Source organism: Paenibacillus sedimenti, from assembly GCF_014534655.1.
In the GTDB taxonomy this organism is placed as follows: Bacteria; Bacillota; Bacilli; order Paenibacillales; family NBRC-103111; genus Paenibacillus_E; species Paenibacillus_E sedimenti.
Window position 1 is genome coordinate 395871 of the sequence record NZ_JACVVD010000004.1, and the last position, 23774, is coordinate 419644.

Consider the following 23774-nt stretch of genomic DNA (forward strand, 5'->3'; position numbering starts at 1 on the left):
ATAACCTCCCTGCCATTTACTTTTTCACAATGTCGAGCCCGAGAAACGGATTGTCATCCCGATTGGCCGGGAATACGAAGCCATTCAAGTCTTTTTGATAAACAGCCGTTTTCTTAATATAAGAGATCGGCAAAAATGATGCCTGCTCATGCAGCGTCTTCAATATAGAATTGTACAGCTGTTGGCGCTTGCTCTCATCGGTTGAGAGAAAAGCTTCTTTTACTTGCTGATCCAGATCATTTTTCATTGGCAAGCTTGAGAGCGACTCCGAGATGCCGAAGCCCTTCGTAGCTACGATATTAATGAAGGAGTGCGGGTCGTACGGCGCACCGTAATTGCTCCAGAAGTATAAATCAAAATCCGCTGCCCGTAAGCGTTTCACATGTTCGGTGAGCTCCAGACTCTTAATGTTCAGCTTGACGCCGATGGCTGCCCATTCGGCTTGCAGCGTTTCCGCCATCGGCTTTTGAACCTGATCCGACTTTTCATACAACAATTCCAGCTCAAGCGGTTTGCCGTCTTTCTCGCGAACGGTTTTGCCTGCAGGGAGCTTCCAGCCCGCTTCTTCCAAATAAGCCTTCGCTTTGTCCACATTGTATTCCAGCGGCTTAACGTCAATATTGGTGTATGGCAAGTTTTTGGATAAAATATTGTCGGCTTTCTCTTCTAAACCGGTCGTAACCCCATCCACCATCGCCTGCTTGTTAAAGCCGTGATGAAGGGCGAGACGCACCCGCAAATCTGAAAGTATATTCTTTGAGGTGTTCATCACAATCTCTCTTGTTGCGATAGGCTCGGAAAGACTTGTTTCATATTTGCCGGAAGCTTTCAGCTGCTTAAAGGCATCCATGCTGATCACGCCTTCTCCGTAGATCAGATCAAGCTCTTTTTTCTCAAAAGCGAGAACGCGGGTTTCTCCGTCCGGAATAATTTTGATAACCAGTTTACCCGCTTTCGGTTTATCTCCCCAGTAATTCGGATTACGGGTAAATTCCGCAGATTCGTCTTTCTTGTAATTGGTCAGCATCCACGGTCCGGTGCCGATCGGGTTCTTTACGCTTTTGCTCGTATCGCCGTCATCCGGGAATCCGGCTTCTCCGAGAAAACGCACCGGACGGACGACCGACAGCTCCTGAATGGTCGGATAATAGGGTTTCTTCAGCGTCATTTTGAACGTATTCTCATCTACCGCCTCGGTCTTATCGAGCTCATTAATAAAACCTAGCCAGCTATGATTTTTGGAATTTTTCATGATCGCATCAAAATTCTTTTTGACAATAGCGGCGTTAAAAGCCGTCCCGTCTGAAAACTTAACATTTTTACGCAGCTTGAATATGTACTCTTTTCCGTCCTTCGATATTTCCCACGATTCCGCCAGATGAGGCTCCAGCTTGCCCCCGGCTTTATAACTGACCAGCGGTTCGTAGATCATGGATTGCGCAATCAACTGCGAAGGATTGTATACGTGCGGATTCATTGTTCCGATATCTCTGGGCCATGAGACCGTAATTGTTTTGTCTTCTTGGGCAGCTCCTGCTCCGTTATTCTGAACTGCATTCTGCTTGGAGCAACCTGCAAGTATGATTGTCAGGATAAGCAGTATAAGATACAGTGTTTTACTTTTTGATGCAGCCATTTCTTGTATTTTCCCCTCTCGATCTATATAATGATAATGATTATCACTCTCGAACGAGTATCGCACACCGTATTCTCCCTTGTCAAGATATATAGTGAGAAATTTTCATTATGGAAGGAATTCATAAGATTGAAGACACATACACATCGGCCGCTATCGCTAGGCTTTGTAAGGATATATCTGCTAGCTTGTCTTTTCTTCGCCGCCAATTCCATTCTCACCGTGATTCTCCCGCTTCAAAGCGAGAGAGAGGGAATCGGTCAGTCGGAGATCGGCGTTATCATGGGCGCATATATGCTTTTCTGCATGTTTTTGCGCCCTTGGGCCGGTCAGACAGTTGCCAAATTCGGAGCGCTCCGGACGATGCGTATGCTCCTAATTGTTAATGCCATTGGGCTTGTCTTGTTTACGATATTCGGTACCGAAGGCTATCTCCCGCTTCGGGCATTGCAGGGGGCGGTTACCGCCTTTTTTTCAATGGCGATGCAAATGGGTATCGTAGAAGTGCTGGAGGATCAAGACCGGGCGCAGGGCTTTTCTCTTTATACGTTGTCGACGATGCTGCCGCAGTTATTTGGGCCGATAGCAGCTTTATATCTTTGGGAACATAATCAAACGCCTGCCATCGCCGTCATTCTGATTGCGCTTGGACTTCTGGCTTGGCTGTGCGGTTTGACGGTGCCGCTCCCTGCGTCCTCGATGAAGGGGGCTTCGTTTACTTTTGCGGAAATGGTCAAATCGATTTCTCAACTGTGGAAAAACCGCGATCTATTTGTTTGCTCCGTTGTTTTGCTAGTTACCTCCATGATCTACGGCGCGATTATGACTTTTTTACCCTTGTATATGCAGTCGATTAATAAAGGCGATGCCGGGCTTTATTTTATGCTTCAAGCTGCTGTAGTCGTCGTTTGCCGGTTTGCTCTGCGCAAAAAAATCCCGTCTGACGGCCGTTGGCATACGGGTCTGATCGCCGGATTGCTGTTGTCAGCCGCCGCAGGCGCTCAACTATTGGCGATGCTTCATATTGCCGGACCTCTCATCTACATCTCGGCCATTTGCAACGGCGTTGCCGTTGCCCTGATTTATCCGACGCTTACGACCTATCTCACGTTCGTTTTGCCGGCGCATGCTCGTCACATCTTACTGGGCCTTTTCATTTCCTCGTATGATCTCGGATTTTCGCTTGGCGGACTGATGATGGGGCCGCTCGCAGAAAGGTTCTCTTATTCGCAAATGTTTACTTGCTGCGCCTGGTTGAGCATCGCCGTCCTGATCATCATAATTGGCAACAAGAATCGGATGAGCATATTGAAACAAGCATGATTGTTAACTTTTATATCTAAGATTAATATCGTATTTCGTCTTCATATAGGCGGATAATTGGCCTCTATTTTCCGAGCTCATATTGATGTGCCAGGAATATTCCAGCTTATCGATCGTTTCTTCGCGCAAACTTTCATATTTTTTTTTAGCTTTCTCCACTTTGGTAAGTACATTTCTCGTAAACACGGCTGCTGCTATACTTAATAACAGAGAGAACAGCACATATTTATTTCCAAGCAAAATGCCGAGCATCGCCATAACGTTGCCGCCTGAAACAACCAGTATATGTCGATAAAAAGCATAGGCAAAGATGAAACATATGCCGGCGGTTACCAAAAAGTAAAAGCCTCGCAGATTTTTAAGTTTATCCCATTTATCTTTGCGCTCTATCAATTCTTCAATCAGTTTTTGCGTATCGCCAGATAGATTGAATTCAGACCAATTCATGGACATACCCCCTTCTCTTCTGATGGTATGCTGGATACATAGACTTGATGCGTTGCAAGTTGACTGACTGTATTTGTCAGTGAAGATTGTGTATGGTTATTTACATAAGCGAATTTCATTTACAAGGAGATTAGATGATGAACAAATTCGGTATGTATGTAAAATTCACCACGCATGAAGGGCAGCGCGACGCTTTCGCCCAAATCCTGCTGGAAGCTGCAGCTGGCATGCAATCTACAGAGGCCTGCGAATTGTATATCGTCAATGTGTCGGATAGCGAACCCGAAACCGTATGGGTGACCGAAATATGGAGCGATTCCGCGGCCCATGAAGCTTCTCTGGCAATGGAGGAAACCAAAGAAATGATTCAACGCGCCAGACCGCTGATCGCGAGTGTTGAGCAAATTAAGCTGCGTCCGCTCGGAGGCAAGGGGGTTTAACAGAGCGGCCATACTATTGCAATGAATCGTTTCGCTGATAAGATCATAGTAACAAGAAGAAACCGAACATCCCTGTCGCAAAGCATGCGCCGTCTTCACGATCCTTTCGTGAGGCGGCGCTATTTTTATTTGAATGGAGCGATCAGATGAATTTGACCATGTTTGACAAGAATCACAAGGAATGGCTGGAGATGCACCTTAACAAGCGAAAAGGCGAGGCCAAAAGAAAGCTCAAAACCGGTCACGACTACTCCGAAAAGGAGTTTCTTCGGCAAGTTTGGTGGCCGGCATTCGGTCATTTAGGGCACCTTCACCCGGAGTATGAGGTGCTGGACTTTTTCGACGGCAGAAGGTATCTCGACTTCGCATATATTCGCTCCGGCGTTCGTATAGCGATAGAAGTAGATCCTTACGGTACGCATTACGACAAGCTTGACCGAAGGCAATATGCTAACCAATGGGTTCGGCACATGCATCTGTTGAACGATAGTTGGTTAATCGCCAGAATTAGCCTTGACGATGTAAAGGAACGTCCGAGACTATGGCAACAGCTTTTTCAACAGATGATCGGGCATCTATTCGGAGACACCGGCTCCGTTTCGTTCGAATTGACTAGCCGGGAAAGAGATATTTTACGATTGGCCTTACGGTTAGATCGCCCGGTGAAGCTTGCGGACGTACAGGCTCTCCTCAAATGTGGTTATGATACGGCCAGAAAACAACTTACCCTGTTGGAAAACAAAAAATGGCTTTTCCCTGAAGGGAAAGGAACAGCCAGAACACACGCATGGCGGGTTGATCCGACACGTAAACCGCCTTTGTTGTAAGGGGAGTTGCTGTAGTACGATTTCACCCAATTATGTAATGCTGTTTAGGAAATTAGCGGATGCAGTCCCATTTTGCCCACTTGCGATGACCATTCCAAACATGCGATCGCAAAAACCTTTTACAATAAGGTAAAATCGGACTGCAGATAATTTGACTGTTATAGGTTTCCCCTGCAATTGGGCGTATTCGGACTACAAATATTCTGTCTGACGCAGCTTCCCTGCAATTGGGCGTTTTCGGACAGCATAAGGGAATGGCTCATTGTGGTAAAAAAAAGACCAAGGCCACCTCACCTGAGGCATACCTTGATCTTTATCATGACAAACAGTACTAGAACCGTCTTTTTCCCATTAGAAATTTTTTATTCCCTTTTTTCGCGGTAATAGGCACGTGTCTGTAGCTGCGGATCATCGGATTTTTGCATAACGGGCAGTTAGGTAAAGCTTCCGTAACGAATTCTTTGCGAACCCATGCTTTACACTCCGCCTCTTTGCATTTCCAAATTTCCACCTGTTCTACTTCCGGCTTCTGCTCTAGCTTCTGTTCCTCTGTAGTCGTTGATGTAGGCATTTCGATTTGTTCTCCCTGTTCTTTTATTAGCTTACTTATTATTATACAGATCAGCTCGAATATCAAGTCTATAGGGTGTCCAAATTTATTTACCAGTGGTAGAATGGATACGGCGGTTACATTTTAGACACAGATACAAAGGCAGGAGTCCCCATGTCGAATTTGCTTCATGAATGGAAGTCACAGTTTCAAGGCTATAGTCGGAATATTCTCTTATTCTTCTGGTTTAATTTTGTATGGAACCTCGGTCTTGGCATGTTCGGTCTGGTCTATAATCTCTATGTGAAAAGTCTCGGCTATGACCAAACGATGGTCGGCAGCATTGTCGGGATGAGCTCGCTCGCCGCGGCCATTATTCTCATTCCGGCAGGCATGATGAACGATAGATTCGGGCCTAAGCGGGTGATTTCCTTCGGTTTGTTATGCGTCATTGCGTCGTTGACCGCAAGATCGCTGATCGAAGGGCAGCACGGCATGCTCGTCTCTTCCTTTTTGGGCGGCGCGGCGCTAGCCGTCGTATCTGCGACAATTCTGCCGTTCATGGCGAACAATTCAACGCCTCAGCAGCGCGTTCATTTATTCAGTTTCAACATGGCTCTCGTGATGGTAGCCAATGTCGTCGGAATTGCGCTGGGAGGCGCTTTATGCGACTTCTTCCAATTCATGATCGGACTCCATGAAATACATAGCATGCGTATCACGCTGCTCATCGGTGTCGGATTCGCCGCGTTGGGCGTCGTTCCGATGCTTATGTTCGAGAAATCGGAACAAGAGCTGGCGTCGAACAGCGATCGACTGCCGTGGCGCCAAATATGGAAGGTTCACAAAACCTCGCTGCAGGTCATCGGCATCTTCGTCCTTTTGGGCTTACTGTCCTCAACAGCCGGAGGCATGATCGTCCCTTATCTGAATGTCTACTTCGAGGATCGATTCGAAGCGTCCAAGACGGCGATCGGCATCATCGTCGCCTTGGGACAAGCTGCGACGGCCATTGCTTTTCTCATCGGCCCCATGATCGTGAAGCGGTACGGAGAAGTGAAATCCGTCGTCTATTTGCAGCTCAGCTCCATTCCTTTTCTGCTCATTACCGCCTTCTCCTCGAACTTTTACTTGTCATCCGCCGGGTATTTGTTCAGGCAAGCGCTGATGAATGCAGCCAACCCTTTCTACAATTCAATCAAAATGAGCTATGTCCACCGCTCTCTGCGCGGACTTGCATCGAGCTCGGGCGAAGCTGTTTTTAACTTGGGGTGGTTCCTTGCATCCCCGGTTAGTACTGGACTTGTCTTCCGCTATGGTCCTTACTACGGCTATGCCTATGCCTTCTGCATTACCGCCGTCGTCTACACACTGATCTCTTTATTGTTCCTCGTTTTCTTCGGAAAAAACCGGTATAAACCGGTCGAAGAATCGAATTGAAAATAGTGCTTTCCTATCGTTGACGTCAGCGATAGGATACAACTACAATATGAATGAGAGCGCTACCAATACAAGCGAAACATAGATCATGAGCTCATTATCATCCAGTGATTGTGAGGTTTTCCCATGGTGAGGAATAAAATGATCTTTAATGGACAAAGTATCGTCTTAACGTGGCTGACCTCTTATATCGTTGTCCTCCTGCTGCCGATCGCGATCGGCTTTTTGCTTTATTTTGAGTCGAGCCGGACTTTAAAAGAAGAAATTCATCAAGCGAACGATTCCTTGTTGAAACAAATACGCGAGATCATGGACAACCAGTTCAAAATGATGGAACAATTGAATTTCGAAATGACTTGGGGCGTACGCATGCAGGAGCTGCTGTACTCCAACAAGTATGAAGCTTTTCCTAAAGAATACGTCTATGATGTTTATCAAATTGCGCAAGACCTCAAGCTGTTCAAAAATTCCTATCCCTTAATCGATTCGTTCTATGTATATTTTAACGCCAACGATTCCGTTATCCTCCCCGGCACTGTCCGAACTGGTACATTTGCGTACGAAACTTTGCACCAAAGCGATGCGTTTTCTTTCGTTTCCTGGTCTTCCATCATCGGGAGAAGCAATTTCAAAGGCTTCATCCCCATGTATCGAATCAATGATGATAATAAATCGCAAAAGACGGTCGCCTATATCAGCACCTACCCTTTGGAACGCGACAAGCCCGTTGCGACGAACGTCCTGATGATCGATGAGTCCCGGATACTCGGCGTCATTCAGAATATGGAGATTTTCAACAAAGGCCACGTGCTCATCTTAAATGAAAACAATCAAATTCTCGCCGCGAGCTCCGACCTTGCGCTGCCGGATGATTTTCCGTATGGACAGCTGCAGGACGACGCGAACTTATATTATTCCGATCCGAACGGGGAAAAATACGAGGTTTCTTATATTCAATCCCCTCGTTCCAAATTAAAATATGTCTCCATGATTCCAAGCAGCCATTATTGGAAGAAAGCCGAACATGTCCGTAAGCTAACGTACGTGTCAATGGCAGTTAGCCTGCTTGGCGGCTGCATTCTGACGATGTTTTTCTTACGCAGAAATTATCACCCCGTACGCCGCCTTGTGGAGGCTTTTTCCAAAAAAACAGCTTTCCCTGCCCGTAAACGCTATAACGAATTTCATTTTATCCAAGAAGCCGTAGACAGTACCTTAAGTGAAGTGGACAATATGAAGCTCAAAATGGAGCAGCAGCGGCACATTATCCGATCCAACTTCATCGTAAAGCTGCTTCGAGGCAAGCTCGACAGCCAGGTGCCGATCGATGAAGCGTTGACCACGTTTCATATGAGGTTTGATACGAACGATTATGCCGTCATGCTGTTCGTCGTGGAAGATAGCCGCAATTTCTTCGAACGTATAGAAGGCATGCAGGAGGGCGATAAGTGGCGACTGATGCATTTTATCATCATGAATGTCGTGGAAGAATTAGTGTCCCGAAAATACCGCGGCTATGCGGCTGAAATCGATGATACGATTGCCTGTTTAGTCAATGTTCGGCAGGAAGCCGGCCATGATGCGAAGAGCGAGCTACTGTGGATCGCGCAAGAAGCTCTATCGTTCCTGGCAGCTACCTATGAAATCCGACTGACGATTTCCATTAGCCGTATTCATGAGCAGATCAGTCGTGTATCTACCGCTTTTATAGAAGCTCTGGATACAATGGAGTATAAGCTGGTTATGGGCCGCCAAGAAATTCTTGCCTTCGACGATTTACAAACCGAACAGGCTTGCGATACGGACAACGGCTATTATTATCCTCTACAGCTTGAACAGCAGTTAATGAGTGCAGTGAAGCTCGGGGAGCTGGAGAATGCCAAATCCATTCTGGTCGATATAATGGCAAATAACTTGGAACGACCCGGCATCTCCGCCGCTATGGCCAAATGTCTGATGCTGGATCTCGTTTCCACGATGATGAAGACGGTAAGCGAAGCCGGGGATATGCAGGAGAGCTTCTTCATCCGTAATCCCAAACTATTGGACCGCCTTATCGTCAGTAAGACCATTCAAGATATGCAGCAGCAATTGCATGAGATTCTTCATCATGTTTGCGAGTATACATGGGCTAGGCGTCAGCAAAATATGGATCAATCGCGTCAGCGCGCACTGCAAAAACTCGTAGAGGAAGTCACGGCTTACATCGAAAATAACTACAACAATCCGAATCTCAATGTAACAATGATCGGCAACCATTTCGACCGTAAAGCCACTTATTTATCCAAACTGTTCAAAGATTATGCCGGCGAAGGTCTGCTGGATACGATCAACAAAGTACGCATCGAGAAGTCCAAACAGCTCATGATGCAGCGTGACCAATCCGTCGGGGATGCCGCGAGCTGCGTAGGATTCAATGATATCAACGCATTTATCCGGGTATTTAAAAAGATGGAAGGGATCACCCCTGGGAGGTATAAAGAATTAGCCCAGAAATAAGCTGCGAAAAGCGGCTTTTTTTCGTCATTGGCGATTTTCGCGATGCAGTTGGATATTTTGCATAGTCTGCTTAAAGATTTGGAGATGGAATTGGATGTTTTCGAGATAGCGGTCATGAAAGCGCTGCCATATAGTTGATTTATGGGACACAGCCAGCGTTGCTTCATCAAATGTCCTGAACCGATGATCTAGCGAAATGAGAATAAAGCTCAGGAGGTCCACAATGAAAAAGAACAGAAAAAAACTGTTATCCATGCTGGTCGCAACTTCGCTAATGGCAAGTTTCACTGTAGCATGTACATCAACGGGCACTAGCTCGAACCCGAGCAGCGCGAGCCCAACGGCGGCAGCCGGAGGCGCGGCAACCCCGGGCGCAAGTGCAACGACAACCTACCCGCTCAAATCGGATAAAACCCTCACGTATTGGGGCGAACTGCCCGGCAATCTGACGGGTGTCAAATCCGCACATGCCGATGTTCCTTTCTTCCAAGATTGGCAGAAAAAAACCGGCGTGAACCTGAAGTTCACTGCACCTCCAACGAATCAGGCGGAACAAGCCTTGAATGTCATGCTCGCATCAGGTGAACTGCCGGATATGATCGAGTATGACTGGCTCACGAAGTTCCCTGGAGGTCCCGAAAAAGCGATAAAAGACGGCTACATCTTAAAGTTGAACGATACGATCGATAAATACGCGCCGAACCTGAAAAAATATTTGAAAGAAAACCCGGCCGTCGATAAGCAGGTGAAAACCGACAACGGCAGCTATTTCACGTTCCCTTTCATTCGTGGCGACGATTATTTACGCGTCTATCAAGGCCCTATCGTGCGTAAAGATTGGCTGGATGAGCTCGGGCTTCCGGTTCCGACGACAATCGATGAGTGGTATACGACACTCAAAGCGTTTAAAGAAAAGAAAGGCGCTACGGCAGCATTCGCAGTCGTCAGTGTGCCCCGTCCTTTCAATGAGCTTGTCAACGGCGCTTTTGCCGGCGCATTTGGCGTGACGCGCGACTTCTTTATCGATAACGGAACGATCAAATTCGGTCCGGCTGAAAAAGGATACAAAGAATTTCTCGCGACATTCCACAAATGGTATGAAGAAGGCTTGATTGATAAAAACTTCGCAACCGCCGATACCAAGTCGATGGATGCCAATATCGCTTCCGGCGCGACCGGCGCGACCGTCAACAATGCTGGAGGCGGCATCGGCAAATGGCAGCCGCTCATCACAGCCAAAGATCCGAAAGCCGTTCTTATCGGCGCACCATATCCGGTTCTGAAGAAGGGCGACATCGCCATGTACGGTCAAAAAGATCCTGCTAACTCACCTGGAGGGATGGTTGCTATTTCGGCCAAATCCAAAAACGTTGAAATCGCCGCTAAGCTTCTGGACTATGGTTACTCGGAAGAAGGGCACATGTTCTTCAACTTCGGAACTGAAGGCGTTTCCTACAAAAATGAGAGCGGATATCCAAAGTACACCGACCTTCTCTTGAAAAATCCCGATAAGCTCGCTCCGGCGCAAGCCTTGTCCTTGTACATTCGCGGTAATTACAACGGTCCTTTCGTGCAAGATAAGCGTTACATTGAGCAATATTTAGCCCTGCAAACGCAACGCGACGCCGTCACCACCTGGCAAAAAACGGATGTAGATAAATATAAGCTGCCGCCGATAACGGCAACGCCTGAGGAAAGCACGGAGCTCGCAAAAATAATGACCGACTTGAATACGCTTGTCGACGAAATGACGCTCAAGATCATTTTGGGTACCGAGCCGGTGGATAGTTTTGACAAGTATGTGGAGAAGTTCAAGTCCGTCAAACTCGATCGTGCCATTGAGATCAAAAAAGCATCCCTGGATCGATATAACAAACGGTAATTCAGCAAGAGGGAGCGAGCGTCCCAGGCGCTCCTTCCTCAAATCCGAAACGCAAGCTGATGAAAGGAGTCGAAAGCCCATGCGCAAAGGAACGGATGCAGCCTTTACCGCCCGCTTCAAGCGAGATTTTGTACTGAACAAATATTTATACCTCATGATGGTGCCCGTTCTGGCTTATTACGTAACCTTTCATTACGCCCCCATGTACGGAGCTATCATTGCGTTCAAAGAGTACACCCCGATTAAAGGCATTCTCGGCAGCGAATGGGTCGGACTGGAGCAGTTCAAAGCGTTCTTCGGCAGCTACTACTTCTGGCGTATTTTGAAGAATACGGTGTTGATCTCACTCTATACCTTATGCTTTGAATTCCCTGCACCCATCATTCTCGCGGTGCTCATCAACGAGCTGACGAATAAGCGGTTCCAGCGCTTTGTGCAAACGGTCACATACATGCCATACTTCATTTCGCTGATCGTGATTTGCGGAATGATTAAGGATTTTACGAACAGCGGCGGCGTTATTAACAATCTCTTTACGTATTTTGGCGTCAACGATACGGCCATGCTCCAAAAGCCCGAGCTGTTCCGGACGATCTATGTGCTTTCGGAAATTTGGCAAAAAATCGGTTGGGAATCGATCATCTATCTAGCTGCACTCATGAGCATCGATCAGGAGCAGTACGAAGCTGCCCGGATGGACGGCGCCAGCAGGTGGAAACAAATATGGCACATTACACTGCCGGGCATTCTCCCGACGATCGCGATTATGTTTATTTTACGCATGGGCAATTTACTGAACGTCGGTTTCGAGAAAATCATTCTGCTCTATAATCCGAGCACCTATGATACAGCGGATGTCATCTCCTCCTTCGTATACCGGAAAGGGCTGCTCGAATTCGGTTGGAGCTACAGTGCGGCAGTGGGCTTATTCAATTCGGTTATTAATCTCTTGTTGCTCATCGCAGCGAATAAATTCAGCCGAAAAGTGAGCGAAAACAGCCTATGGTGAGAAGGAGGGGCTTGAGGTGAGAAACAGCTATGCCGATAGGGTGTTTGTAGGACTGATTCATGTCATCTTGGTGGCGCTTGTCATTGTTACGCTCTACCCGCTCCTCTATGTGACTTTTGCTTCCATTAGCGATGCGGGTCAGTTGGTTACGCACAAAGGCTTCCTGTATAAACCGCTTGGATTCAGCATCGAAGCCTATCAGAGTGTATTTAAAAATCCTGCAATCCTCAGCGGGTACAAAAATACGCTGTTCATTCTCGTTTTCGGCGTCAGCACGAACTTAATTGTGACCGCCTTGGGCGCTTATGTCCTATCCCGTAAAAATGTGATGTGGAACCGGGTATTCGTTTTTGCCATCGTTCTGACCATGTTTTTCAGCGGCGGTTTAATTCCGCTTTATCTCGTCGTAAAAGGAGTCGGTTTGATCGATTCCCTCTGGGCGACGATCATCCCTTTTGCGGTCAATACGTTTAATCTCATCATCATGCGAACTGCCTTCATGTCCGTACCCGACAGCCTGGAAGAATCGGCCAAAATGGACGGTGCGAATCATTTCGTCATTTTGTTCCGCATTATTATTCCGCTATCGATGCCCGTCATCGCCGTCATGATTCTTTACTACGCCGTTGAAAAATGGAACGGCTGGTTCTACGCCTCAATCTTCATTAAAGAGCGCGAGCTTTATCCGCTGCAGTTGACTCTGCGGGAAATTCTGCTTGCGAATAACACGGATGCCATGTCTGCGGGCGCGAACGCCGCCGAGCAATTTCAGATCGGGGAAACGATCAAATATGCGACGATTATGGTCGCTTCGGTGCCTGTACTAATCTTGTACCCGTTCGTGCAAAAGTACTTCGTTAAAGGCGTTATGATCGGCGCCGTTAAAGGATGACCGGAGAGTACGTCCCGAAAAAGATGACTTGACTTCATGAGTGGACCGCGGGGCGAAGCGATGGGGGGCGCTATGCCGGCGCGGGGTGAGCATGGTGATCAAGAGGTGAGTCAGTCGAGTTCAGGAGACGTTAAGGACAAAGGTCGCTAATAAGGCATACTGGAGGCGCAATTTGGGGGCAGACAGCCTCGTTTCATGCTCCGAACGAACAAAGGTCCACCATCAACGAACGATGTTCGTTGATTATGGACCTTTGTTCGTTAACCCGTATCTAGCTCTACTCTACCATTTATTTGCGTCACTAGGTTCTCTATTAGTGAACTATCGGACGCAATTACACAAAAACTTCAGCTGCTCGACAAATGTAGAAAGCCACTATCCCAGTAGCCACGAAAGGTGCTGCCCTATGCAGATTTATCTGCTTATCGGCAGCTCCTCCTTCTATTCCTTAAATTTGCTGGGAGAAGGGTCTCGTTTCTTTGGTTTCGGGCCGAAACCAAATATGTTTAAAATCAAACCACCCGAGCGTATTGACGGCTATGCCCTTCAGATGCGGGCTGAACACAGTCTGCTGCTTCACGTGGACGAGAAACAGTACGTGATACTCCTCCGTCAGCAGCCGCTCCATCCCGCGAATTTGTTGCAAACGCACATTCGCGTCAGGCTCCGCCACGATACGCGCGATTGCATCGTTGAATGTTTGTCGTTGTTCATCCGTCGCACAGACGCGGATCAGCATGTTACCCACTTTGTACATCTCGATGAGGCAGCGCGCTTCGTCGTCATCGGCCACAACACCTCCCAGCAACACATCACTTTCTTGCAGAAGGTCGGCACTCGACATCTCCTCATGCGTACATTCGGTCAGTAGTAATGGGATGCCAATCGCTGCGCATCGCTCTTTAATCCATTTCGCCTCATGACTGTGGGAGGGGGTGAACAGAAGCTTAAGCGGCTGCCCTCCGTAGCCGCTTGCCGTGAGTAGCTCGCGAGCCTGCTCAGGCTGATTGTCGCATGGCCACTCGCGCGGTGTATCCGGAGGAAGAAAGCCCTCGGCCGGGATCGCACCATTCAAGCCGAGCTCAGCGATCATGCCGCCCCGGTTCAAGACGATATTTATAGCCCTGCGTACATGCAAGTTCTGCTGCGGGCCTTGTTTACGCAAGTTAAAAGAAAGCATGTTTGATCCGAGCGTCATGACTTCTTTTTTCCGCCAATGTGCAGGCGCCGGCTGCTTGTAATGGTCCAGTTTGCCCATGTGGAAATTCCACTGCTGCCAGTTCCGATTGCTCACAATTTCGGGTACATAGAGCAGCTCAATTCGATCCAAATGAGCGCCCTCGCGAAAATAATCTTCAAATGCTTCCAGCGTAATGCCGCCTTCATCATGCCGTGTCACACGGAAGGGTCCCGTTCCAACCGGAAGTTTCCTTACTTCGTTGATGCTTCTTGACTTATATATATCCTCAGGCAAGATAGCCATCGGATATGAGCTGACATAATGAAGGAACATGTAATTCGGTGCTTCCAGCTTCACCTGTAGGGTTAAGCGATCTACGACCTGAATATCTGCTATCGTCTCCCCAAGCCAGCGATTGGGCGAGTCTGCACTGCCCAATGTACTAAGCCGGTTCCACGTATACGCGACATCAGCTGCCGTAAGTTCACGTCCATGATGGAAGCGAACTCGCTTTCGCAGATAGAACGTCCATACTTGCCCATTCTCGCTGCTTGCCCAGTTATGAGCAAGACTGGGTTCTAAGCTGCCGCGAGCCGGATCGAAACGGAGAAGCGTATCGAAAGTCTGCTTCGCGAAATGCAAATCACGAGAGAACAAGATTTCTGCGGGATCCAACGTCAGTATCCGGTTATGCATCGGCAGGCGGAGCGTTTCTATTGCTCCTGCCTCCTGTGTCCCGCGATAGCCGAAAAAGTCCCCGAGCCACGCAAGGAACCGATCCGTCAACCCGGGATCCAAGCCTTCCAATTGAAACAAGCTCATCGCGCTGTTCAGATTGCCCTGTTCCACATACATCTTGGCCTCGGCCAAAATAAGCTCTTCTGCAGATGCAAGGAATCGTATCGACGAACGATGGCCCCGTCCACGGCCAGGTGTCCACATAATCCAGCCGAGATCGCTCATTTTGCGTATCAAGATCTTCACGTTTCGTTCCGTACAGTACAGGTAACCCGCGATTTCTTCAACCGTGACAGGCACATCTACATTCGCGCGATGTCCGAGCCGTATAATTGATGCTTTCAACTGCGCGTATTGCAAGGCAAGCTGCATGCAGGTTTCCTCCCCGATTTCTCCAATTAGAAAAAGTATAGGCGCCGCATTTCATTTCGTCAACGACCTTTAGACGTATTGAAAAGGTGAAAGCTTTTTTCATTGATGTACACTTTTTAACCGGGCACCATCTGCTATGCTTGGTCTACCAACAATTGGAATCCTACTAAAAGCAGGTGACTCTTATGACGTTCTTTCAATTTCATCCCAACGTACGACTGCGGATTATGATGAGTTTCATGACCAATACGGTGGGCAACATGGTAACACCGTTCATGGCCGTTTATTTTGCCAAAACTCTCGGTACCACGATAGCCGGCGCAGCGGCAGCCATCAGTATATGCATCGCACTTCTCTGTGCAACCATCGGCGGTTACTATGCGGACCGGGTCGGGCGCAAGAGAATGATGCTGATTGCCGAGATCGGCAGCACCATAGGTTATGCCGTGATGGCGCTTGCCAATTCGCCGATGCTGCATTCGGCCGGCATTACGCTGCTCATGACGGTGTTCGTCAGTGCATCGTCGGGTCTCGGCAAGCCGGCCGTCGAAGCGATGCTCATCGACGTATCGGAGCCGGATACGCGCAAGGCCATCTACCGCATCAACTATTGGTCCAACAATTTGGCCATTTCCATTGCGGGAATGATCGGCGGTTTTTTCTTCAGCGACTACTTATTCGAGCTCCTGCTAGCGGTAGGCGGAATATCGCTGCTTTCATTGATCATCACGGCGTTCTTCATTCAGGAAACGATGCCGAGCGAGACACTGCCCGCCACAGCTTCGGGGAGCGGAGAAACCACAGTGGGCACATCGATGTTTCGCCGCTATACCGAGGTGATTCGCGACCGGAGATTTATGACCTATGTTTTAGCCGGCGTTCTGATCGTATCTGTCGAGATGAATATGACCGGATACATAGGCATCCGGCTCGCCGAAGACATCCATCAAGCAGCTTGGCTGCCAGGATGGTCGGCTACGGTCGACGGCTTGCCGCTTGTCGGTTTCCTGCGGACCGAGAATACGATTGCCGTCGTTCTTCTCTCACTCTTCGTAGGCCGCATGCTGAAGGGTCGTTCAGACTCTCGCATTCTGCTTGCAGCCATCCTGTGCAACATTGTCGGCTACTCGTATCTAGTGTTCGGCAATCAGCCCGCGCTGCTCATTCTATTGATGCTGCTGGCCACCGCCGGCGAGATCACTTACGTTCCGCTGAAACAAGCTATGCTTGTCCAGCTCGTGCCCGATCATGCCCGCAGCTCCTACATGGCGGTTGGCAGCATGACGAATCAGGCTGCGCAAATCATCAGCGGTCTGAACGTGGTGATCGGCGGATTTCTATCCCCGGCTGCGATGACAGCGATGATTCTGCTTACTGGCCTAGTCGGCCTCGGCTTGCTTGCCTCGATTTTGCCGGGTTTGCAGGCGAAGGAGACAAGTCTGCAAGAGGCGAGAACTTAAAGCTGCGGCTTCACGCGACTTTAATAAAAAGGCTCTGTTAAACTTTGTTGTTGCTTTTCTTTATTTAAGTAACGGGCCTTAAAAAAGAGCGGAACTGCGAAGGTTCAGTAATCATAGAAACAACGATTCTGTATGAAATTTCATATAAAATTGGGCTCTTCGCTTCAATTAGAGCTTTTGTGTATGATTTTTCGTGTATAACTATGGATATTACCGTTTGAAGGATAAATCTGTATGATTTTTCGAGTACATATATAGGGGAACGATAGTTTCGAATTGATCGCTAATTGTTTAGGTGGTTTTTCTTACCACATAAGAATTTATAAGTTTCCGATGAGTCGGAAAACGAAATTCTTATTGGCGAATAAACCTTCCGCTGAACGCGGTCGCACATCTTCGAAAGACCTCGATAGAGGTTTATCTCATGGTTAGAAATCAACAATGAAGAATAACAAAGCCAATGAGAAAACCTCGATCGAGGCTATTCAGAGATGAGCGACCGCGTATAGAGGTAGGTTTTATCGCCAATTAGAAACCGGTTTTCGGAAACCGAAAACTTATACTTTCTAATGTGGTTAAAAAAGATCGCCGCCCCCGGCCATCAAGGCCGGAAAGCGGCAATCTTCAATAGGATCAATACTATTTTACCTGTGCTGTTTTTGCTTTCCAGCATCCAGTGAGGCTTTCATAGGCTGTTCAGGCCCACGGCGTTAAAATCTGCAAACTTGATGCATACCGGTTTGGAGACTTTCAGTTCACTTCCTGTAGGAAGCAGCTTGCCGGTTTCAGCATTTCTTGCGAACGTTACGATGTTGTTGCCGTCTCGGTTGGCGACCAGTACATACTGTCCATCCGGCGATATCGCAAAATTACGCGGATGGCCGCCGAGCGTTGAGACGTGCTCAACGTAAGTGAGCTTTCCGCTTTGCTCATCGATCGCCCACACCGCAATACTGTCATGCCCACGGTTAGAGCCATAAAGGAATTGACCGTCGGGAGAAATATGAATATCGGCGCAAGCATTTTCCCCTTCAAAGGCATCCGGCAGCGTGGAAACATGCTGGATTTCGCTCAGATCCCCCTTCTCCTCATCGTAAGAGAAAGCCGTAATGGTACTGCCAAGCTCATTAATTACATAACCGAAACGTGAGGTTGGGTGAAAAGCAAAGTGGCGAGGCCCGGATCCCGGCGCTACCTGGACATCCCCATGCGGGATAAACCGGCTCGCTTGAACATCCAGCTTGTACACGAAGATTCGATCCAAGCCTAAATCACATACAATAGCGAACCGGTTGGCGGCATCCATCGTAACGGAATGTGCGCGTGGACGATCCTGCACCGGAAGGATGCTTGCGCCATGGTGCTGCCGGATATCAGCCGTCGCACCGATTCGACCGTCCGCAAGAATTGGCGACAAACCGATCATACCTCCGTGATAGCTGGTCACAATAATAGTTTGGCGAGTGCGGTCTAAAGTAATATGGCAGGTGGTCGCCGGCACCGTATTTTCCTTGTTCAGTAAAGACAGTCGGCCGATTGACGGCTCGAACGTATAAGCAGCAGCAGCTCCGCAGCGCTGCCCGTTGGCATCAACGCCCTCTGATAGGGCGTATACTCTACTGCCTATTTCATCCAACGCCAAAAATGTCGGATTCTGCAGGCCGTCGACCTGATCGATCAGCTCAAGACTTCCCGTTGTCGTATCATAGCTGCAGGCGTATAGTCCCGATTGATCTGAATTTGCATAGGAACCTACGAAAGCAATTAACTTGTTTTCCTCCATCGATAACGCACACCTCTATCGCATTTATTTCCTATGCGCATTATCGCAAATCCACTAGCGATTGGCAAATGATTGTCTCAAGGACAAGCGTTGAAACCGTTCGGGCCATTCCATTTTCGGATGGAAATTGTATAGCAGCCCATGTGTAAAGAGCACCGCACTGACCCATTGAGATTTGAACATGAGCGGTTTACGTTCGAGGTAGGATAGCGGATCAACAGGAACGGAAAAATCAATAAAGTCTTCAAATGTCCCTTCAAAGCCCTTGGGCCAATAGCGCTTGAGCGGATGGTCAGGCACTCTTCCCCCCGTTTTTACATGTTTATACGTTTCCATAAGCCATTCCAATGCCGAAACTTCCTTCAGCGGGATCGTCAAATTTTCCCACCCTTTTAACAGGGAGCCATGCTTCCCCCATTCAATGCGTATGATAGGCCGCCCTCCGTTAGCGTGGGCTTCAAGCACAGCGGCCTGAGATTCGATAACGCTGCTATGGAAAAACGTCAGCACACTGGTTACGACTTCTTCCTGAGGGTCGTACTCCACCCATATTTCTTCGTGATCGCAGGGCTCATAGTCATCGGGAAAATCGTAGTCATCCTCCCAGAACAAATGGTAGCCAATTAGCGGAAGGGTCGGGTGATGTACGGCGGCTACATCTTTCAAAGGAAAGCATTCCTGAGGAGTCGTCAGCAGTTGCGGACAAAATTTACGGATACGGCTGATCGTTACATCGTCAGGCTGCTCAAGTGGCGCCAGCTCCAAGACTCGCCTATAAAGCTCGCCGGCTCGACGCAAGTTGCCGTCCAAGTGATAGTATTCCGCCTCCCAGGCGGCAAACTCTATATGATCGGGGCATACCTCGCGCAGCAGCTCCAGCATCGGCACAACGGCCCGATAATAGGCGCTGCCGGCCGTAATTTCACCGCTAAGCATTTTCTCCATGAGGATTTGGCTGGTCCGCTTAAATTCATCCACATAGATTTCTATCATGACAGGCCCCCCTGCCAATTTTCTTTTACACGAACTAATGCAAGGACATTCCGAGCGGTAATGGAAGCAACGCCCATTTCGGCGAAATGCTTCATCAAGGCTTCGTCATCCACGGTCCACACGTATACCGGCAGCCCCTTTTCAGCTGCGCACTCCATAAGTTCTGACCGGACTAGCCGATAATTGATATTGATGCCGAAACAAGAAGCGTCGAGAGCATCCTGGCAAGTTTGAAGTACAGCGTCGCTGTATGCCATCGATACGAATAAACTGGTATCCGTATTCAGAAGTTTCCGCAGTTCAGGTTGTGTCTGCTGCGCCAGCATGGCACGATCCCTCTCACAGCCTGATAAGAAAACTTTATCATGCATCCCAAGCTTATTTACTAGCGCTGCAACAGGCGCGATACTTTCGTCCACTTTTAGATCCAAATTTGCGATCGCTCTTGCTCCCCGAATCAGTGGCAGCATGTCCTCCAGCCTGCAGATGCGCGTCGTTTCGCGGTGCTCTCCATGCTGAACTTCCAGGCGCAGCCCGCTCAGTTCCGCGTAGGTCAATTGGGATATGCGGAACTCCTGCCCTTCCACTGTACGCACTTCATCGTCGTGGGCCAAAACGGGGACCCCGTCTTTGGTCACTCTAACGTCTTCTTCTATTACGTCGGCCCCTAGACGAAGACCGGTTTCTACGGAAAGCAATGTATGGTCCAGCATGTCCATGCATCCGCTATGGGCGGTAATGATCGGAAACCGTTGTGTCATGGCGCATCCCTCTCATGATTCAAAATAAATAGCATTCGTAAAAGCGATCAATGCCCGAACACCGCGTACCGTACCCCAGAGCTCGGCCCGCATCCAGATCAGACCATCGTTCCGGATATCCGACTGGACGCGCGGATTCTCTTCATTGACGGGATACTCGGCCATAACGCCGGCGTTTCCAATGAGTCTGAGTATATAAGTCTGTTCGGGCAAGTCCCAAATTCCTTTACGTACAGAGAAATCGACGAAAGCAATGGCTATCATGCTGACGAGCGGGTCGCGATCCCCTGATACCGTTTCGCCTAAACCATAGACATTTCCTTCAGCTTCAATCTCAAGTAATAACAGGGGTCCGATCGTCACTGAAGCTCTGCCGGCTGACAGCGCACGGACCGCTTTTTCCGTAACCGGTACATCCCCTTCTTCGAGCCCGAGGTAGGTCACAGATACCGGGTCTCCGCCAACAGGTTCCTGGACGTGCCAGTCGCGTCCCGAAGTAGCCGCAATCCGAAAGCCTTCGTTCAGCTTGCCGGTCCATAAACGGAACGCGCGAGCGTTGTCGCTCTTGATCGATGGGAACGTCCCCGACCAAACTTCGATATAATCGATATCGTTCCAATCGCTGACCGAAAATTCCCAATAACAGCCGGTACAGAGCGGGCTTCCCATTCGAAAAGGATGCGCCATGCCGGCAATCCCTCCTTGCGCATGGACACGGGCAATCCCGGCATGAATATCGCCGGGTCCCACAGGTCGCCAATCCACGAATGCCGTCAGCCCGATCGTGACCATATGCCCGTAGAACGTCGTCCACTCCATGCCGGAAATGATGGAGATGCCGGTCTCCCGCTCCACCGATTCTTTATCCTGCAGCCCTGTCATCGTATTGTGGTCAGTTAGAGTGATACAGTCGAAGCCGAGCGCTTTTGCGCCTAGAGACAGCTCGCGCAGCGTTTGTCTGCCGTCGCTGTGAAAGGTATGTGTATGCAGCTCGCAAGCAATCCATGGCATGACAGCTACTCCTCCTCTCGCCAGATTTGCAGTATATATTGGCATGTATCCGTGACGATCGCATGCAGACTGAGCGTCGCTTCCCACATCCCGGAAGGAATCGAACCGCTGACAAAGCCTGGCGAGGCGTTATCCTCTGACAAGAATAATAACTGCTCGGGATCGTGGCGATGCCCAGCGCCCCGGTGGCGTTCGGGGTCATCCAAAGATACGGTTATTAAGTTTTTCAGCGGAATGAATGATTCCCATTTTGCTTGCAGCCGCCCCCGCTGATCTGGTTCGGTGTATTTGTCTATGCTTTCATGAATCAAATCTCTCGACCGTTCGAGATTCTCCAAATTTTTAGGCCCGTAAGCAAAACTGAACCAAAGCATGCCCCCCGATTCTGGAACATGAAATTTGTACGTGATATGGCTTCTCGAACAAACCGGCGTCACTTGCCCTTGCGACTCAAGGAGCAATCGTTTCATCACGACCTGGCTCCCTCTTCTTTAATCATAGTACGAATATAAAAGTATCCCATGACTGAGCATAAGAGGAAGGTAAAGAAAGCAGTCGCAGCAGCCAATTCCTTCTCTTGGAAAACGCCGAAAATTTGCTCCATCGACACACCGAGCATCTGCGGTGCATTGGGGCCAACCAAGAACGGGGCGGTAAAGGAGCCGATGACACCCATGAATACGAAGGTAATGGCAACTAGCAATGTTTTGTACGTGAGAGGCAATACGAACTTGAAAAAAATTCGCAATCCGCCGGCGCCGACATCCTTCGCGCTCTCGATAATCGAATTCGGGACTCCGGACAATGCGGAGCCTAGCAGCATCGTTGTAAAAGGAATATTAAACCAAAGATTGGCGATGATGATACCCTTCATGTCGAAAATAATACGCGGCATCGTTTCAACCCCTGCCAGAAATAAAAATTTGGCTACCCAGCCTTTATTGCCCAGCATTTGGATCAGCCCATAGGTGGCAATGACAGACGGGATGAAAATGGGAATCATATACGTTCTCCGGATCATACGGACTACCGGACCGTCATTGAACCTCATATAAACGGCTAACGCGTAGCTGACGATCAGTACGAGAATGACGGAAATGACCGTCACCTCTAATGTAAAAATGATGTTGGACCGCATCAGCTTATCCGTAAACAAATAGGTGTAATTGGATAAATCGTAGCCGCCGGACTTATTCCTGAAGCTTTCTTTAAAGGAAATGACAATCGGAATGACGACGATGACGAACAGCACTAAAAAAGAGGGGAATACCAGAAGTAACCCCAGTATCCCCATTTTCATTTGTTTACTCATTGGGCAGCAACTTCACTTTGCCAACGTTTGGTCATCGCTTTGTCCAAATCGCCGATGTTGAAGGAACGGAATCCTTCGGATGCGCCTTTAAATGAGTCTTGAATTTCCTTCGGCATATTCGAAAGCTGGATGCCCGGGAAGCCGTGCATTTTGTTCACGACAACCGTTTGCGCTTCCGGAGAGATGACGAAGTCCAGGAATTTATAAACGGCGTCTTTTTTCTCCGACAGTTTCGGTACCATCAAGTACGTTGGACCGCCGTTAAAGCCAGGCTGCAATTGCTTCATTTTCGTCGATTTCGGGAGCTGGCCTTTTGCGACTTGATCCAGCACCATATCCGACCATGCCGGGATCATATCGACTTCGCCGCTGGCGAGCAAGTCAAGCGTTCCTTGGTTTTTCTTTGGATAAATCCCTTTTCCATATACGGATTTACCTAGATCCTTGAGCAGTGAAAAACCTTGATCCCATTGCTTCTCCATGGTTGGATCGGAATTATGTATGGCTTCTGCAGGCAAAAATTTGTAGATGGCCGTCGCCACAAAGGAGTTTCCGGAACCGCCGGTGGTCGGATCGTTATAAGCGAATTTTTGCGGGTTCTTGCGGATCCAATCATACAGTTCGTCCAATGTACTTGGGACTTCTTTCACTTTATCGCTGTTATAAGCTAAAACGACGGCGGAAGAGCGATACGGAACGGCCATATTCGAAATGTCTTTCATCGTTTTCGGGTCCACTTGACTCAAATTCTTGATCTTGTCGCTGCTTAAGCTATCCCACAGATCATCTTTCTGTCCCTTCGTCACATTGGACAAGCCGTCTTCGTACAAGTCAATATCGCCGGAGCCTTTACCCGCTTGCTTCGCCGCCATGATGCGGTCGTATGTAGGCTGAGCGCCTGTACCTGAAGGGATATAGACAGGTTTCACCTTCACATCCGGATTTTGTTTCTCGAACATCGGGATGAGTGTATCCCACAGATCTTTTACGTTTTGAGAGCCTGTGAAATAAAATGAGAATTCAACGGGCTGCTTAGGCGCTGTAGTCTGACTAGCCGGACTTGCACTGGAAGCTGTGGAGCTCGTTGTTTTCCCGGCAGTGCCGCAGCCGGATAAGAACGTTGCTATGATGGTAAGTGCGGACAATAGAGTCAAAGCGGTTTTTTTACGAAACACGGATAATCCCTCCTATGGATTCTTTTGGGTCGCTTCACTTTGTG

At 48.7% G+C, this 23774-nt stretch carries 20 protein-coding genes; 9 read left to right on the top strand and 11 right to left on the bottom strand.

Translation table 11 applies throughout. The annotated features are described in order from the left end of the window. Positions 1 to 16: 16 nt before the first annotated feature. The gene (gene nikA / locus ICC18_RS14705; protein WP_188175169.1) at positions 17 to 1636 is read right to left on the bottom strand and encodes a nickel ABC transporter substrate-binding protein; all 1620 of its coding nucleotides are present in this window, start codon (positions 1634 to 1636) and stop codon (positions 17 to 19) included. A gap of 129 nt (positions 1637 to 1765) precedes the next feature. On the opposite strand from nikA, the gene cntE reads away from it, so the two are divergent. Then, positions 1766 to 2959 carry a staphylopine family metallophore export MFS transporter CntE gene (cntE, locus tag ICC18_RS14710; protein WP_223192566.1) on the top strand — a complete coding sequence of 398 codons (1194 nt, stop codon included), beginning with the start codon at positions 1766 to 1768 and terminating at the stop codon, positions 2957 to 2959. 3 nt (positions 2960 to 2962) lie between these two features. Here the strand turns inward: cntE and ICC18_RS14715 are convergent, their stop codons facing one another. Beyond that, positions 2963 to 3406, bottom strand: a complete 444-nt coding sequence (locus ICC18_RS14715) for a DUF2663 family protein (protein WP_188175170.1) — start codon at positions 3404 to 3406, stop codon at positions 2963 to 2965. Positions 3407 to 3540: 134 nt separating this feature from the next. Here ICC18_RS14715 and ICC18_RS14720 point away from each other — a divergent pair, with 134 nt between their 5' ends. Next, complete coding sequence (locus ICC18_RS14720; protein WP_312029531.1) at positions 3541 to 3846, top strand: putative quinol monooxygenase; 306 nt, start codon at positions 3541 to 3543, stop codon at positions 3844 to 3846. A gap of 146 nt (positions 3847 to 3992) precedes the next feature. After that, entirely contained in the window at positions 3993 to 4673 is a 681-nt protein-coding gene (locus tag ICC18_RS14725) for a DNA-binding response regulator (RefSeq protein WP_188175171.1), read from the top strand. Positions 4674 to 5004: 331 nt separating this feature from the next. Here ICC18_RS14725 and ICC18_RS14730 read toward each other — a convergent pair whose 3' ends face one another. Then, a complete protein-coding gene (locus ICC18_RS14730; RefSeq protein WP_188175172.1) occupies positions 5005 to 5244 on the bottom strand; it encodes a cold-inducible protein YdjO-related protein in 240 nt (79 codons plus the stop codon). Positions 5245 to 5397: 153 nt separating this feature from the next. Here ICC18_RS14730 and ICC18_RS14735 point away from each other — a divergent pair, with 153 nt between their 5' ends. The 5 genes from ICC18_RS14735 (at position 5398) to ICC18_RS14755 (ending at position 12945) form a co-directional block, all read left to right on the top strand. Next, positions 5398 to 6663 carry an MFS transporter gene (locus tag ICC18_RS14735; protein ID WP_188175173.1) on the top strand — a complete coding sequence of 422 codons (1266 nt, stop codon included), beginning with the start codon at positions 5398 to 5400 and terminating at the stop codon, positions 6661 to 6663. Positions 6664 to 6789: 126 nt separating this feature from the next. Beyond that, positions 6790 to 9162, top strand: a complete 2373-nt coding sequence (locus ICC18_RS14740) for an AraC family transcriptional regulator (RefSeq protein WP_188175174.1) — start codon at positions 6790 to 6792, stop codon at positions 9160 to 9162. 223 nt (positions 9163 to 9385) lie between these two features. Next, the gene (locus ICC18_RS14745; protein WP_188175175.1) at positions 9386 to 11044 is read left to right on the top strand and encodes an extracellular solute-binding protein; all 1659 of its coding nucleotides are present in this window, start codon (positions 9386 to 9388) and stop codon (positions 11042 to 11044) included. Positions 11045 to 11123: 79 nt separating this feature from the next. Next, on the top strand, positions 11124 to 12053 hold the full coding sequence (locus tag ICC18_RS14750) for an ABC transporter permease (RefSeq protein WP_188175176.1): 930 nt from the start codon (positions 11124 to 11126) through the stop codon (positions 12051 to 12053). Positions 12054 to 12069: 16 nt separating this feature from the next. After that, entirely contained in the window at positions 12070 to 12945 is an 876-nt protein-coding gene (locus ICC18_RS14755; protein ID WP_188175177.1) for a carbohydrate ABC transporter permease, read from the top strand. A gap of 448 nt (positions 12946 to 13393) precedes the next feature. Here the strand turns inward: ICC18_RS14755 and ICC18_RS14760 are convergent, their stop codons facing one another. Beyond that, complete coding sequence (locus ICC18_RS14760) at positions 13394 to 15235, bottom strand: ABC transporter substrate-binding protein (protein WP_188175178.1); 1842 nt, start codon at positions 15233 to 15235, stop codon at positions 13394 to 13396. Positions 15236 to 15420: 185 nt separating this feature from the next. Here ICC18_RS14760 and ICC18_RS14765 point away from each other — a divergent pair, with 185 nt between their 5' ends. Further along, positions 15421 to 16695, top strand: coding sequence for an MFS transporter (locus ICC18_RS14765; RefSeq protein WP_188175179.1), 1275 nt, complete (start codon positions 15421 to 15423; stop codon positions 16693 to 16695). A 685-nt stretch (positions 16696 to 17380) separates the two neighbouring features. Here ICC18_RS14765 and ICC18_RS14770 read toward each other — a convergent pair. From ICC18_RS14770 to ICC18_RS14800, 7 genes are read right to left on the bottom strand one after another with little or no spacing between them, the layout of a single operon-like run. Further along, entirely contained in the window at positions 17381 to 18478 is a 1098-nt protein-coding gene (locus ICC18_RS14770) for a lactonase family protein (RefSeq protein ID WP_188175180.1), read from the bottom strand. Between the two features lie 54 nt (positions 18479 to 18532). Beyond that, positions 18533 to 19471, bottom strand: a complete 939-nt coding sequence (locus ICC18_RS14775) for a hypothetical protein (RefSeq protein WP_188175181.1) — start codon at positions 19469 to 19471, stop codon at positions 18533 to 18535. Continuing rightward, positions 19468 to 20232: a glycerophosphodiester phosphodiesterase gene (locus ICC18_RS14780; protein WP_188175182.1), complete on the bottom strand. Its 765-nt coding sequence runs from the start codon at positions 20230 to 20232 to the stop codon at positions 19468 to 19470. Before ICC18_RS14780 ends, ICC18_RS14775 begins: the two co-directional genes overlap by 4 nt. Before the next feature lie 12 nt (positions 20233 to 20244). After that, positions 20245 to 21243 carry a CehA/McbA family metallohydrolase gene (locus ICC18_RS14785; RefSeq protein WP_188175183.1) on the bottom strand — a complete coding sequence of 333 codons (999 nt, stop codon included), beginning with the start codon at positions 21241 to 21243 and terminating at the stop codon, positions 20245 to 20247. 5 nt (positions 21244 to 21248) lie between these two features. Continuing rightward, positions 21249 to 21713: a hypothetical protein gene (locus ICC18_RS14790; RefSeq protein WP_188175184.1), complete on the bottom strand. Its 465-nt coding sequence runs from the start codon at positions 21711 to 21713 to the stop codon at positions 21249 to 21251. Then, positions 21713 to 22555 (bottom strand): ABC transporter permease, encoded by an 843-nt coding sequence (locus tag ICC18_RS14795; RefSeq protein ID WP_188175185.1) that lies wholly within the window; start codon positions 22553 to 22555, stop codon positions 21713 to 21715. Before ICC18_RS14795 ends, ICC18_RS14790 begins: the two co-directional genes overlap by 1 nt. Then, complete coding sequence (locus tag ICC18_RS14800) at positions 22552 to 23730, bottom strand: extracellular solute-binding protein (RefSeq protein ID WP_188175186.1); 1179 nt, start codon at positions 23728 to 23730, stop codon at positions 22552 to 22554. The genes ICC18_RS14795 and ICC18_RS14800 overlap by 4 nt, the downstream gene beginning before the upstream one ends. Positions 23731 to 23774: the final 44 nt, after the last annotated feature.